Source organism: Desulfovibrio sp. SGI.230, from assembly GCF_050313065.1.
In the GTDB taxonomy this organism is placed as follows: domain Bacteria; phylum Desulfobacterota; class Desulfovibrionia; order Desulfovibrionales; family Desulfovibrionaceae; genus Desulfovibrio.
This window is the reverse complement of sequence record NZ_JBNPKS010000010.1, coordinates 83,282-97,466: the sequence shown is the minus strand read 5'-3', so window position 1 is coordinate 97,466 and position 14,185 is coordinate 83,282. Positions and strand designations below refer to the sequence as shown.

The 14,185-nt window shown below is 62.2% G+C and carries 12 protein-coding genes and 1 other RNA gene; 1 reads left to right on the top strand and 12 read right to left on the bottom strand.

Features of this window, described 5'->3' with window-relative positions:
* Positions 1 to 193: hypothetical protein (locus ACQRAG_RS08985; protein ID WP_427803967.1), on the top strand; the 193-nt coding region annotated here is incomplete at its 5' end.
* 623 nt (positions 194 to 816) lie between these two features.
* On the opposite strand, the gene rny is transcribed toward ACQRAG_RS08985, so the two are convergent.
* The 12 genes from rny to ACQRAG_RS08925 all read right to left on the bottom strand — a co-directional run bounded on the left by rny (position 817) and on the right by ACQRAG_RS08925 (position 14,121).
* Positions 817 to 2,367, bottom strand: coding sequence for a ribonuclease Y (gene rny, locus ACQRAG_RS08980; RefSeq protein WP_239463890.1), 1,551 nt, complete (start codon positions 2,365 to 2,367; stop codon positions 817 to 819).
* Positions 2,368 to 2,547: 180 nt separating this feature from the next.
* A non-coding RNA gene (ssrS, locus tag ACQRAG_RS08975) (6S RNA) lies at positions 2,548 to 2,726 on the bottom strand.
* A 17-nt stretch (positions 2,727 to 2,743) separates the two neighbouring features.
* Complete coding sequence (zapA, locus tag ACQRAG_RS08970; protein WP_168934888.1) at positions 2,744 to 3,022, bottom strand: cell division protein ZapA; 279 nt, start codon at positions 3,020 to 3,022, stop codon at positions 2,744 to 2,746.
* Positions 3,023 to 3,030: 8 nt separating this feature from the next.
* Positions 3,031 to 3,276, bottom strand: coding sequence for a DUF904 domain-containing protein (locus tag ACQRAG_RS08965; RefSeq protein ID WP_081446796.1), 246 nt, complete (start codon positions 3,274 to 3,276; stop codon positions 3,031 to 3,033).
* Between the two features lie 317 nt (positions 3,277 to 3,593).
* Positions 3,594 to 4,949, bottom strand: a complete 1,356-nt coding sequence (gene glmU / locus ACQRAG_RS08960; protein ID WP_289616878.1) for a bifunctional UDP-N-acetylglucosamine diphosphorylase/glucosamine-1-phosphate N-acetyltransferase GlmU — start codon at positions 4,947 to 4,949, stop codon at positions 3,594 to 3,596.
* 370 nt (positions 4,950 to 5,319) lie between these two features.
* Positions 5,320 to 7,920: an ATP-dependent chaperone ClpB gene (gene clpB, locus ACQRAG_RS08955; RefSeq protein WP_204625286.1), complete on the bottom strand. Its 2,601-nt coding sequence runs from the start codon at positions 7,918 to 7,920 to the stop codon at positions 5,320 to 5,322.
* 215 nt (positions 7,921 to 8,135) lie between these two features.
* The gene (locus tag ACQRAG_RS08950; RefSeq protein ID WP_168934885.1) at positions 8,136 to 8,438 is read right to left on the bottom strand and encodes a chaperone modulator CbpM; all 303 of its coding nucleotides are present in this window, start codon (positions 8,436 to 8,438) and stop codon (positions 8,136 to 8,138) included.
* Positions 8,439 to 8,453: 15 nt separating this feature from the next.
* Complete coding sequence (locus ACQRAG_RS08945; protein WP_168934884.1) at positions 8,454 to 9,377, bottom strand: J domain-containing protein; 924 nt, start codon at positions 9,375 to 9,377, stop codon at positions 8,454 to 8,456.
* A 309-nt stretch (positions 9,378 to 9,686) separates the two neighbouring features.
* Complete coding sequence (gene secF, locus ACQRAG_RS08940) at positions 9,687 to 10,787, bottom strand: protein translocase subunit SecF (protein ID WP_303740278.1); 1,101 nt, start codon at positions 10,785 to 10,787, stop codon at positions 9,687 to 9,689.
* Positions 10,788 to 10,805: 18 nt separating this feature from the next.
* Complete coding sequence (secD, locus tag ACQRAG_RS08935) at positions 10,806 to 12,386, bottom strand: protein translocase subunit SecD (protein WP_168934882.1); 1,581 nt, start codon at positions 12,384 to 12,386, stop codon at positions 10,806 to 10,808.
* 153 nt (positions 12,387 to 12,539) lie between these two features.
* Positions 12,540 to 12,875 carry a preprotein translocase subunit YajC gene (gene yajC, locus ACQRAG_RS08930; protein WP_006004428.1) on the bottom strand — a complete coding sequence of 112 codons (336 nt, stop codon included), beginning with the start codon at positions 12,873 to 12,875 and terminating at the stop codon, positions 12,540 to 12,542.
* Positions 12,876 to 13,362: 487 nt separating this feature from the next.
* A complete protein-coding gene (locus ACQRAG_RS08925) occupies positions 13,363 to 14,121 on the bottom strand; it encodes an alpha/beta hydrolase (protein WP_427803968.1) in 759 nt (252 codons plus the stop codon).
* Between the last annotated feature and the right edge of the window lie 64 nt (positions 14,122 to 14,185).

Here is a 14,185-nt window from a genome sequence, read left to right as displayed (position 1 = left end):
ATTGGCGCGAGGGAGACTTATGTCTCATTTTCAAACCCGCGTCAAGAACTTTTTTGCCATCCGGGAAATTTTCTTTTCCCGTCGCCCTTTCGGACGTGGCCAGCTCGTTGGCGCGAACGGCTTTATGCGCCTTTTCGACCCCACCGTCAAGCATTTTTCCGCAAAAAAATTTTGTGGATTTATTCCCCACTGACTGTTTATTCAACCAACATACCGAAATAACACAGAAAAATGCTTGCATTTTCTTGCAAGCTATCAGTTTTCCTCGCGCGCAAGGTCTCCCCATAGAGAGCGGAAGGAATCACCGATCTGCCTGCTTTCAACAATCTCTGCTTCCTGCCGTTTTCCCTACTTTCCCCTGTGACACAAACATACCAGGGTATATGGCACTGACATTATCCCTTTCCCCAGGAAGATAGCTGGCCATTCAAGCTTCATTCGTGTTCCAGTGCAACGCCAGAAACAGCAGGAGAGATGCTTGCCCTCCCCTGCGGCCCTGGTAATCCCTTCCCCCTCTCTAACAAGAGCCTTCGGCAACTTTGAACGGCAAGCCTGCGAGATAAGGCACGACAGGAATTCCTTTTGGGATTTTCACTCTGGGAGAGAAGGTTTTCGTATGCTGCCGGGGAGCAACCCTGCAGTATGGAGAAAACACAGCACTCCTGCATCCTTCTCCAGCAGCACAGGACAGAAGCCGCCATACCCGGGAGCGAAGAGCCTTCGAGCATCAGACAGCCACCAAGCAGGGATTTATCCGTACAACAAAAAAGGCGGCCACCGAAGTGGCCGCCTGAATATGCACCTGTTCGCTCTGCTCTACTTGGCAAAGCCCATGGCACGGCGTTCGCGGATGACCGTCACACGGATCTGGCCCGGGTAGGTCAGATTCTTTTCGATCTTTTCCGCGATGTCCTTGCACAGCAGATAGGTGGCATCGTCATCCACATTGTCGGGATTGACCATGACACGGATCTCGCGGCCCGCCTGGATAGCGTACGCCTTGGACACGCCCTCGAAGCTGGTGGCGATGCCTTCCAGTTCTTCCAGACGTTTGACGTAGTTCTCCAGCAGTTCCTTGCGGGCGCCGGGACGGGCACCGGAGATGGAGTCAGCCGCCTGCACCAGCACGGCCAGAGCCGTCGAGGGGCGCTGATCCTCATGGTGCGCGGCGATGGCGTGGACGATGTCCTTGCCTTCGTTATACTTTTTGGCGATATCGGCGCCAATGAGGGCATGGGGCCCTTCGACCTCATGGTCGACGGCCTTGCCGATATCATGCAGCAGACCGGCACGCTTGGCCTTTTTGACATCCATGCCCAGCTCCGCGGCCATCATGCCGCACAGGGCGGAGACCTCCAGGGAATGCTGCAGCACGTTCTGGGTGAAAGACGTGCGGTAGCGCAGCTGCCCCAGCAGGCGGATGATCTCGGGATGGATGCCGTGGACCCCGGCATCGAACGTGGCCTGTTCGCCCACTTCGCGCACCTGGGCATCCAGTTCCTGTTCGCATTTCTGGACGATGTCCTCGATGCGGGCGGGATGGATGCGGCCATCCTGGATCAGACGTTCCAGAGCCATCTTGGCCACCTGACGACGCAGGGGGCTGTAGGCGGACAGGATGACGGTCTCCGGCGTGTCGTCGATGATGAGGTCCACACCGGTCGCGGCTTCCAGCGCACGGATGTTGCGCCCTTCACGACCGATGATGCGTCCTTTCATGTCCTCGCTGGGCAGGGAAACCGCCGTGACGGTCTGCTCGTTGACGTAGTCGCCGGCATAACGCTGGATGACGTTGCACAGAATCTCCTTGGCCTTGCGGTCGGCGGTCTCCTTGGCTTCCGTCTCGATCTGGCGGATCATCTTGGCCGATTCGTGGCGGGTCTTGGCCTCCACCTCGGCAAACAGACGGGCCTTGGCTTCTTCCGCCGTCAGGCCGGCGATCTCGGAAAGACGCTGCTCTTCTTCATCGATGCGCGTCTGCAGGAACTCTTCCGACTCGGCCAGCTGGCGTTCCTTGCGGGCCAGATCCTTTTCAGCGGCGAGGAGCTCATGCTCCTTGGCGGTGGCTTTTTCCAGTTTTTCTTCCAGCCGGCCGCCCATCTCTTCAAGCTTGCGTTCACGCAGTTTGACTTCGCGCTCGCGCTCCTTGAATTCGTTTTCCAGCTCTCGCTTCTGGTTAAAAAGGTCATCCTGCCCCTGGATGAGGATTTCCTTTTTTTGCGCCTGGGCCTCCTTGCGCGCTTCTTCCACAATGCGTTTGGCCAGCTCGTCAGCATCGCCGATGCGCTTGGTGGTCACACTTTTGTGCACCAGCGCACCGACCAGCAGGCCGACCACAGCGGCCAGGGCCAGCCATACAATATCCATAAAATCCATAACCATCCTCTATAATCAACGGGAATCACCCGGGTATCATAAATGGCGGAAGCCAGCCTCCGCACGAGGTCTACTGGCGGAGGGCTGGCTTCTGACCGCAAAAACGGCATAAGGATGGCTGCAGGCAAAGACCACGCCGAAGCGTGCAAGGAGTACGGTGCAGGACAGAAAAAAATCCCCAGAGCGCCGTGTCATGACTTCGATGCAGAACCTGGTTTCCCAGGGGGGGGCCGTGTACTTTTCTACAGGCTTCCCGTAAACGGGCGTGCTCACAAAAAGCAGGGACAGCTCCCGATTTTATGCTTGTAAGGTCAGCACCGAGTCATAAATCACGCACACTCCAGGGAAATATGCTGTCATTGATGACTTAAACGGACTCTTCTTTTATCTTTGAAAGCATGGTCTCGATGCGATTCTGCACATCGTCCAGCTTTTTTTGCGATTGCAACAAATCATCCGCCAGACCAAGAGCCAGAACAGTCAGCAGAATATCTTTGTTACTCTGCATACCGTGTGACCTCAGTTTCTGGTCTGCAAACCGTTCTTCCACAAGAGCGATGGCCTCACGCACACGCTCCATATCGGCACTGTGGCGGAATGTGACCGCAGTACCAAGAACGGTAAGGTTAAAGTGTTCTTGACTCACTCGAAAACCTACTCGGCGCTTTCATGCTCCTGGATAAGTCTCAGCAGAGCATCCATGCGGTTGATGGCATCGCCCCGCACCTGCTCTTCTTTGTTCAGGTTCTCGCGCAGTTCGCGGTTTTCTTCTTCCAAAGACATCTTCGCGGCGATAGTGGCCTCAAGTTCGGAGTGGAGACGGCGAGTCTCCGCCAGAAGCTGGGCTTTCTGCTCCAAAAGGGCCAGTACCTGCGTTTCAAGTTGCTCTAGTGCTTCCATGATTCTGGGTATAGCACTGCCCCATGCCGATGGCAAGGCGGCCCATGCGGCAAATCACGATTTCATGCAAAGATAATCAACTGTTTTTCCTTGCTATTCAACGAAATTTCCTTTTCTGGAAAAAGAAAAAACTTTTCCTGCATATCAGAAAAAAAGAGGGAGGCACCGGGCCTCCCCCAAAGGATTTTTTGCCTGGAACTCTCCCGCCGGGCAGGAAGAATCAGACGGATAGAGCCTGACTGACGCCACGGCATGGCCGGGCAGTCTTGCCTGCAGCGGAAAAGTTTCTGGTGGCGCTTTCCAGGCTCCCAAAGGAGCTAGACGGATTTGCGCGGCAGGTTCTTCTGCCGGCCGCGGGCGATGCCCATTTCGCCATCGGGCACATCCTTGGTGATGACCGAGCCCGCCCCGATCAGCGCGCCGTCGCCCACACGCACCGGAGCCACCAGGGCCGTATTGCTGCCGATGAAGGCCCCTTCGCCGATGGTGGTCTTGAACTTGTGCTTGCCGTCATAGTTGCAGGTGATGGTGCCCGCACCGATATTGGTGCCCGCGCCGATCTCGGAATCCCCCAGATAGGTCAGATGATTGGCTTTGGCGCCCTTGCCCAGGCGGGATTTTTTGAGCTCCACGAAGTTGCCCACATGCGAGGCTTCTTCCAGCACGGCGCCGGGCCGCAGACGGGCATAGGGCCCCACCAGGGCGGCCTCGCCCACATGGGCATCCTCGAAATGGCAGAAGGAGCGGATCTCCGCCCCGGCCTCGATGACGGTATCGCGCATCACGCAATGGGAGTCGATACGGGCGCCCCGACGCACCACGCTGCGGCCGTAGATCTCGCACGGGCCCGTGATCTCCGCACCCGGCTCCACCGTGGCCAGCGGGCTGATCCGTACCAGCGCGGGCGCATGCAGCATCACGCCGGAACGCAGCAGGCCGTCCACCACACGTTCACGCAAAAATTCTTCGCTGCGGGAAAGTTCCAGAGGCGAATTGACGCCCATCAGGCTCTCGTCCCGACCGCACTGCACGCCCTGCACCTTGCAGCCTTCGGCCACAGCCAGGGAGATGAGATCGGTGATGTAGTATTCGCCGCTCTTGTTGGCATTGCCGATGCGCGGCAGCAGACGGGCAGCCAGATCCAGACGCACGCAGTACATGCCCGCATTGACCTCATGTGGTTCGGGCCCGTACAGCGCGGGATCATAGTCCTTGGCCTCCACGATGGCCCGCACGCTGCCGTCGGCGGCACGCACCACCCGGCCATAGGCGGCGGGATCGTCCAGCTCGATGGTGGCAAAGGCCAGATCAGCCCCTTCCGAGGCCTCCACGAAATGACGCACCACGTCCTCGGAGAGCAGCGGCGTATCGCCGTTGACCACCAGCACGCGCTCGCACTGCCCTTCCAGCGCGGGCATGGCCTGCATCAGCGCATGGCCCGTGCCCAGCTGCTGTTCCTGATGCACGAAGGAAGCGTCCGGGAAGGCAGCCTCCACCATGCCCGCCTGATGGCCCACCACCACCAGCACACGCCCGTCGAACACGGGGCGGACGGCTTCCAGCACGTAGCGCAGCATGGGTTCGCCCAGAACGGTCTGCAATACTTTGGGTTTGTCGGAATGCATGCGGGTGCCCTTGCCCGCGGCCAGAATAAGGGCGGCTGTCTGCAACATGGTGGCTCCTTGCAAAAAAGATGGAAAGAAAATAGCCCCTCAGCCCGCAAAGGGCAAGCTGATGGACACGATGGGGAAGGGGAGGCCCTTTTGAAAAAGGCCCTCCCCTTCCCCATCGAGCTCCCCCTTCCCTACCCGAAAACTTTTATTCTGAAGGATGTCAGGCAGGATAGGGGCCGGGAGCAGACACGCGGCCGCAGGTCCCCCCGGCAGGAAGACGGTTGTCCCGAACAAAGGGGAATGCTTTTGGCAAAAGCTTCCTTTTGGGATCATGGCGATACGAAAAAGGCGGCCCCGAAGGGCCGCCTTTGCTGTGCGGGATCATCCCGGCAGGCTGGCAGACAGCCATGCCGGAGCATTTTTTTCAGGCTCAGGCGTTCTGGAAGACCAGTTCGCCATCGCGCACATCGATCTGGACAGCCTGACCATCCAGGATGCGGCCGCTGACCAGCTCACGGGCCAGAGGCGTTTCCACGTACTGCTGCACGTAGCGCTTGAGCGGACGGGCGCCGTACACGGGATCGTAGGCTTCGCCGGCGATGAACTCGCGGGCGGCATCCGTGATGCCCAGCGTGATCTTGCGTTCTTCCAGACGCTTGCGCAGGCGATCCATCTGCAGGTCCACGATGCGCGTCACCTGGTCACGCCGCAGGGGCAGGAAGAGCACGGTCTCGTCCACACGGTTCAGGAATTCCGGCCGGAAGTGGCGGCGCAGCTCTTCCATCACCGCATCACGGGCGCCTTCCTTCAGGCTGCCGTCCTCGCCGATGCCGTCCAGCAGATGCGGCGAACCGATGTTGGACGTCATGATGACGATGCAGTTGCGGAAGTCCACGGTACGGCCCTGACTGTCGGTCAGACGGCCATCGTCCAGCAGCTGCAACAGGGTGTTGAAGACGTCGGGATGGGCTTTTTCGATCTCGTCGAACAGCACCACGGAGTACGGCTTGCGGCGCACGGCCTCGGTGAGCTGACCGCCTTCGTCATAGCCCACATATCCTGGAGGCGCACCGATGAGGCGGGACACGGAGTGCTTTTCCATGTACTCGCTCATGTCCAGACGCACCATGTTGTCCTCGGTATCGAACAGGGCCTCGGCCAGGGTCTTGCACAGTTCGGTCTTGCCCACGCCCGTGGGGCCCAGGAAGATGAACGAACCCGTGGGACGCGAGGGGTCGGACAGACCGGCACGGGCACGCAGCACGGCATCGGCCACGGCCTGCACGGCTTCGTCCTGGCCCACCACACGCTTGTGCAGCTGATCGGCCAGATGCAGCAGCTTTTCGCGTTCGGATTCCATGAGCCGGGTCACCGGGATGCCGGTCCACTTGGCCACGATCTCGGCTACGTCGTCGGGACGCACTTCTTCCTTGAGCAGGCGCGGTCCGTCGGCACCGGCGGCAGCGGAGGCATCGGCCAGCTGCTTTTCCAGGGCCAGCAAGGTGGAGTACTTGAGCTCGGCGGCCTTGTTGAGGTCATAGGCCCGTTCGGCCTGCTCGATGGCCAGCTTGGTCTGCTCGATCTTTTCCTTGATGCCGCGCACGCTGTCGATGGCGTTCTTTTCCTTTTCCCACTGCTGGCGCAATTCGCCCTGCTGCACCCGCAGCTCGCCCAGTTCGCTTTCCAGCTTTTCCAGACGGTCACGGGAGGCGGCGTCGGTCTCGCGGCGCAGTGCCTCGCGCTCGATCTCCAGCTGCATGACCTTGCGGTTCACCTCGTCCAGGTCGGACGGCAGGGAGTCGATCTCGGTACGGATCAGGGCCGCGGCCTCGTCGATGAGGTCGATGGCCTTGTCCGGCAGCTGACGGTCCGTGATGTAGCGGTGCGACAGGGTCACGGCCTCCACGATGGCGGAGTCGCTGATACGCACGCCGTGGTGGACCTCAAAGCGTTCCTTCAGGCCACGCAGGATGGAGATGGCGTCCTCCACCGTGGGCTCGTCCACCAGCACGGGCTGGAAACGGCGTTCCAGGGCCGGGTCCTTCTCGATGTACTTGCGGTACTCGTCCAGGGTGGTGGCGCCGATGCAGTGCAGTTCGCCACGGGCCAGCATGGGCTTGAGCAGGTTGCCCGCGTCCATGGAGCCTTCGGTCTTGCCCGCGCCCACGATGGTGTGCAGCTCGTCGATGAAGAGGATGATCTTGCCTTCGCTCTTCTCCACTTCATTGAGCACGGCCTTGAGGCGTTCCTCGAACTCGCCGCGGTACTTGGCACCGGCGATCAGCGCGCCCATGTCCAGGGCGTAGAGCTTGTGACCGCGCAGGCCCTCGGGCACGTCGCCCTTGACGATACGGAAGGCCAGGCCTTCCACGATGGCCGTCTTGCCCACCCCGGCCTCACCGATGAGCACGGGGTTGTTCTTGGTACGACGGGACAGGATGCGCACCACACGGCGGATCTCGGCATCACGGCCGATGACCGGGTCCATCTTGCCCTGACGGGCGGCTTCCACCAGGTCACGGGCGTACTTGCTCAGGGCCTCCACCGTGTCTTCGGGGTTGGGGCTGGTCACCCGCGCACCGCCGCGCAGGCTCTCCATGGCCTGGCCGAAGCTGGCACGGCTGATGTTGTACTCCTTGAAGACCTCGCCCAGCGGCGTGCCGGGCGCGTTCTCGGCCAGCGCGGCGAACAGATGGTCCACGCTGACGTATTCGTCCTTCATGCGCCGGGATTCGTTCTCGGCGTCGCCCAGCACCTTGGCCAGACGCTGGGTGATGGAGATGCGGTTGGGGTCCATGCCGCCGCCGGAGACGGAGGGACGCTTGCGCAGTTTTTCCTCCACGGCTACGGCCAGAGCGGCGGTCTGCACGCCCATCTGATCCAGGATGCGGGGCACGATGCCCTGTTCCTGACGGATCAGGGCCAGCGCCAGATGCTCGCTGTCGATATCCTGATGGCCCATGCCCACGGCGATGCTTTGCGCCTGGGTCACGGCCTCGCGGGCTTTTTCCGTGAATTTGTTGATGTCCATATATCCTCCACGATGCCGCTATGGACGGGGCCCGTGCGCACACGGGCCGCCCCACGGCGGAAGGTAAGCAAAATCGATTTTTTATGCGCGGGCTGCGCAGGCGGACGGAGGCGGGCTCCAGAGGGCCCGGAGTATCCGGGCGGCGGCGCAAGGCCGGGTGGGGTCTGCGGGCCGCCGCGACGGATCCGTATCCGCGGGCTTCCCGGCACAGGGGATCAGTCTTCCAATCCCTGCAGTTCGCGCACCTTGTGCTCCAGAGCGTCGATACGCTCCAGAAGGTCCACGATGATGGTGCCGCCCACCACGGGCAGCTCAAAGTCGCAGCAGATGCGTTCCAGTTTGCGCACACGGTAGATGTCCGCATCCCGGAAGAACTGGTCGGAGCCTTCCGTGCGGCTTTCCAGCCAGCCCAGGGCCAGCAGCTCACGCAGCCGCTCGGGCGCGATGCCGGTGCTTGCCATGAATTCTTCGCACGCCATGACCACGGTGGTCATGTCGTCTCTGTCAGACGTGCTCATATCACAACCTCCATCCTAGCCGCGGGCCCGGAAGGACGACTTGTCCGCCAGCTGCTGCCACAGGGCCTTCTCTTCATCCGAAAGCTGCTCAGGCACCCGGATCATCACGCGGGCCAGCAGGTCGCCGCGATGCTGTGCCGAACCAAGTCCCTTGCCGCGCAGGCGGAACTTGCGCCCCGAGGACGAACCGGCGGGGATGTTCATCTCCACCTGCCCTTCCAGGGTGGGCACGGGCACCCGGGCACCCAGGGCCGCTTCCCACGGGGCCAGGACCACGTCGCACTGCAGGTTGTCGCCGTCCACCTTGAACACGGAATGCGGCAGATAACGCACCCGCAGGAACAAATCGCCGGGCGCACCGCCGGGAGCGGGCTCGCCCTGTCCGCCCAGACGCAGCTTGGCGCCTTCGCGGATGCCGGAAGGCACGTTCACTTCCAGCGTCTTGGGGCCGAAGGCCGTCTGCAGGTTCACGCTGCGGCGGCCGCCGCGGGCCACTTCTTCCAGCGTCAGGGGCAGTTCGGCCTCCACGTCACGGCCGCGACGCGGCTGCTGCTGACGGAAACCGCCGAACGGATCACCGCCGAAACGGCTGCCGCGCCCGCCGAACAGGGTCTCGAAAAAGTCCGAGAAGCCTGCACCGTCGAAGTTCTGGCCGTTGAAGTTGAAGTGCATATTTTCAAAGCCCGGAGCGCCCTGGAACTGCTGGCCATGCTGCCAGTTGGGGCCGAGCTGATCGTACATACGCCGCTTTTCAGGGTCTTTGAGCACTTCGTAGGCTTCGTTGATATCCTTGAATTTGTCTTCGGCCTGCTTGTTGCCCGGATTCAGGTCCGGGTGGTACTTGCGGGCCAGCTTCTTGTAGGCTCTGGCGATCTCGTCCGCACCGGCGGAACGCTCCACGCCCAGAAGTTTGTAATAATCCTTGTATTCTACTGCCATGATGCTCTCCCCCAATCGGGTCTTCTTGCCAATAGGTAAGACGTTCTTGCCCGGCGTCAAGAAACCGTCACACAAAAAATATTCCCCGGCGCTCAACCCGGGCCAGCCGGGGACAATGACCTGCCGGGGGCCCTCCCGTCGGCCAGGGGCCGCTTCCAGACGACCGGGCCCTGTCCGGCAGGGCCTTCTTGTGCAATCCGGCCGCGCTCTTGCGGGCGCAGGCTCCGGCAGGCGGGAGCGCACAAAAAAAGCCGGGAAGGACCAACGTCCCTCCCGGCCGTGAATCACCATCCGGTGTGGCTGGAGCAACTAGACGATGCCGTGCTCACCGGGCTTTTCGTACACGGGGCGTTCCTGCTGGTGCACGTAGAAGTCCGTGTCGCCCAGGGCCAGCAGAACGGCCGAGGACACATAGATGGACGACGCCGTACCCACGAACACGCCGATGAGCATGGTCAGGGCAAAGTCGTGGATCACGCCGCCACCCAGCAGGTACAGGGCCAGGGTCGCCACAAAGGTGGTACCACTGGTCAGGATGGTACGGGACAGGGTCTGGTTGACGCTGCGGTTGATGAGGGCGTCCAGGGGCTGCTTGGGCGCGGCACGCAGGTTTTCGCGCAGCCGGTCATAGACGATGATGGTGTCGTTGAGCGAGTAACCCACCAGGGTCAGCAGGGCCGCCATGACGTTGAGGTCGATCTCCACGCCCATGAGCGACAGCAGGCCCACCGTGATGAAAACGTCATGGATGAGGCCCACCAGGGCGCCCAGAGCGAAGTTGAGCTTGAGGACGAAGCAGACCACCAGGGTGATGCCCAGGGCCACCAGCACCAGCCAGCCCATGCTCAGCCCCGTGAGGCCGGCCAGGTACATGCCGCCCCAAAGGACGGCAGCCATGGCCACACCGGCCATCCAGCGCTGTTCGAAGCGGCCGGAGATGTACACGGCGATGAGCAGGGTCGCGTAATACAGGGCGCCCAGGGCCTTGTTGGTCAGGTCGTCACCGACCTTGGGGCCCACCATCTCAAGGCGCTGAATCTCCACGTCATTGCCGGGGAAGGCCTTGGCCAGGGCGGTCAGCACGTTGGTGCGCAGCGCCGCGGCATCGGTGTTCTCGGCAGAGGAGAAGCGCAGCAGGTAGTCGCGCGTGCCCTCACCGAAGCGCTGGGTGCTGATGCCCGGCAGTTCGGGCACATCCAGGCTCTTCTTCAGCACTTCGTCTTCCACAGGCTGGGCGAACTGCACCTGCACGATGACGCCGCCGGCGAAGTCGATGCCCATGCGCAGGCCATTGCCCCACAGCGCCGAGCCCAGACCCACCAGAAGCAGCAGGATCGAGATGGCGTAGGCGATGTGGCGCTTGCCGATAAAATCTATCTTGGTGTCATGCTTGATGAATGCGAAAGCCATGATTCTCTCCCGGCCAGCCTAGATGCTGATGCCCTTGGGGCCGCACTTGCGCGCCCAGTATTCAAAGATGGCCCGCGACACAAAAATGGCCGTGAACATGGAGGCCACGATACCCAGCGACAGAGTGACCGCAAAACCGCGGATGGGGCCCGTACCGAACTGGTACAGGATCACCGTGGCGATGATGGTGGTCAGGTTCGAGTCGGTGATGGAAATGGTGGCGCGCTCGAAACCGGCCTTGACGGCCGCCAGGGGCGAGAGCCCCAGGTGCAGTTCCTCGCGTATGCGCTCGTAGATCAGCACGTTGGCGTCCACGGCCATACCGATGGTCAGCACGATACCGGCGATGCCGGGCAGGGTCAGGGTGGCGCCGAAGCCGGCCATGCCCGCCATGACGATGAGCATGGTGAAGCAGAGCATGATGTCGGCGATGACACCGCTCATGCCGTAGTAGATGGCCATGAACACGACCACAGCGGCGGCACCCACCAGAGCGGCGTTGATGCCGCTGTCGATGGATTCCTGGCCCAGGGAAGGACCGACGGTGCGTTCTTCCAGCACCGACACGGGCGCGGGCAGCGAACCGGCACGCAGCACGATGGCCAGGTCCGTGGCTTCCTGCGTGGTGAACTGGCCGGTGATGACGGCGCGGCCACCGGCGATGCGCTGCTGGATCACAGGGGCGGAATAGACCTTGTCGTCCAGCACGATGGCCATGCGGCGGCCCACGTTTTCGCCGGTGACGTTCTCGAACAGGGTGGCGCCGCGGCTGTTGAAGTTCAGGCTGACGCTGGCACGGTTCTTTTCGAAGGTGGGCTGGGCATCGGCCACGTCCTCACCGGAGAGCATGGCGTCCTTTTCCACCGCGATCAGGCGCGTGGCGGTCTCGCTGCCGTCGTGGCCTTTTTCCAGCAGGGGCAGGGCCATGACGCCGCTGGGCAGCACGGCCTTGTTGGGATCCACGTCGTCACGGACAAGGTGGAATTCCAGATGGGCGGTCTGGCCCAGGATCTGCACGGCACGGCGCGGGTCGGAAAGGCCGGGCAGCTGCACCTGGATGCGGTTGCCTTCCTGCTTGCGGATGTCGGGCTCGGCCACACCGAACTGGTCGATACGGTTGCGGATGGTCCGCAGGGCCTGATCCAGCGCCATGTCCTCGATGCGGCTGATCTCTTCGGGACGGAATTCGGCCACATAGCGCAGACCGGCTTCCGTACGACGGGGCTCGCCCACATTCAGCTGGGGGAAATTCTTTTGCAGGATCTCCTGCAGCTTGGCTTCATCGTCCACACGGGGCAGGGCAAATTCCAGTTTGTCATTGCCCACCACGCGGGGATGCAGCACGACGATCTTCTCGTCCTTGGCAAGGCGGCGGATATCCTGCCCGGCCAGCGCCAGCGAGTTGCTGACAGCCTTGGCCACGTCGACGCCCAGGGTCAGGTGGATGCCGCCCTTCAGGTCCAGGCCAAGGTTGATTTTTTTGGATGGTAGGACGTTTTCCAGCGCCGTCCCGATATAGGGCACGCTGGGCAACGCGTAGACAAGGCACAGGCCGAACACGAGCAGGGCCACGGCCAAGCGCGAGCGCAAACCAATCATTGGGATACCTTCCGCACTTGATGGAGATGTCCGTAAAAACGGAAAGAGGCGGCCGGCCGGAGCCAGAACCGCCCGACACGGCCCGGCGCCTCCCTGCAAACAGGGCGGCGCCGGAGCCGCAACCATTACCGATTCCGAAACAAGAACGGAATGTTACTTCTTTTCTTCGGCCTTGGCTTCAGCCTTTTCGGCGCTCTTGCCGATCAGGCCGCCGATGGCGCCGCGGCTCATGCGCAGCTTGGCATCGCCACATTCGATGACCACTTCTTCTTCGCTGATTTCCATGATGCGACCGATCAGGCCGCTGCTGGTCATCACGTGGTCGCCGCGCTTCAGTTCGGCCAGCATCTGCTTGTGGGCCTTGGCGCGCTTCTGCTGGGGACGGATCAGCAGGAACCAGAAGATGGCGAACATCAGGATCAGGGGAACAAACTGCATCAGCATGTCGCCGCCGCTGGGGGCGGCGCCGCCGGCCTGGGGGGTACCCATGGCGAAAGCAACGGATTCAAACAACAAGACGAACCTCCAAAGGGATGCTGTAGGCAGGCCGCTTTCTATGCGGGATGCCCGGGGTAACAAATTTTCAGCGCGCAAGCATATCCTGCCGCAAAAAAACTTGCAAGCCCTTCTCCTGAGCGGGAAAAACGTCCTCCGCGCGGCAGGGGTGACGGTAAAAAACATGCCGGCAGGAGCGCTTCGTTCAGAAAAAATCACCGCCGCAGGGCCGATTTGAACGACCGGGGACTGTGCAGTCTCTTTATTGAAGGAAAGCCCGGTGCCTGGGCCGCCATCCCGCCCGGGAAGCTCCCGTACAGAGACGACAGGCGGAAAAGCGAAGTTCCTGCGCAAGCGGCCTTCGGAAAGGATCGCCCCTCCTCTGCTCCACCCGCCTGGAGGAAAGAAAGACGCATCCCCTTCCCTATCACCGGGGATGCCGCCCCGGTATCCCGAAAAGGCTCTCTGTACGGATCGGACCTCAGCTTTCCAGCACGGCCCGGACGAAATTGCAGGCGATACGCACCACCTCGTCCCGGCTCTCCCTGTGCGACAGGGGCAGATGCCCGCCGTGACGGCTGACCGTGCGCAGCACATGGGTCTCGGCCCTGCGGGACGCCGTGCAGATCCACTCCACGGCATTGCGGCGCGGGCAGCTGCTGTCATGCCAGAGCTGGACATAACAGACCGGGACATCGCAGGCGGGCAGCAGGGCCCGCAGCCGGGGCTGCTCATGGGCTATCTCGGCCATATGGCGCCAGCAGACCACCCGCTCGTGTCCCTGCCAGGGCGCGGTCTCCCGCGCGGCCTCGCTGCGCGGGGAGCAGATCTCCACAGGCTGTCGCCAGGCTTTCCAGGCCAGCCGCCAGCGCAGGGCCCGTTCGCCCAGACGGCCGGGGCGGGACGACCAGTAGAGCGGCGCGGCGAAGACCAGCAGGCAGCGGGGCGCGGGCAGCCCGGCCTCCCGGGCCCAGAAAAGCGTATCCAGAGCCAGCAGGCCGCCCAGGGAATAGCCCGCCAGCAGGGGCGGCTCCGGGCTTTGGCCCGCAAGGGCGGCATAGGCCTCATGGGCCGCCGCGCTCCACTGGTTCCAGTGGCTGCGTACGAAAGCCTCCCAGCCGGAGCCATGCCCCGGCAGACAGGGCGCATGGCATGCCACGCCCATCGTCGCCAGCTCTTGCGCCAGCGAATCCATATCAGCGGGCCCTCCACCCAGACCGTGCAGCAGCAGCGCGTCCATTCTTGCCCTCCCCGAAGCATGAGGATACAACTACGCCTGTTTTTCCCGTCCGCAGACCTTAACC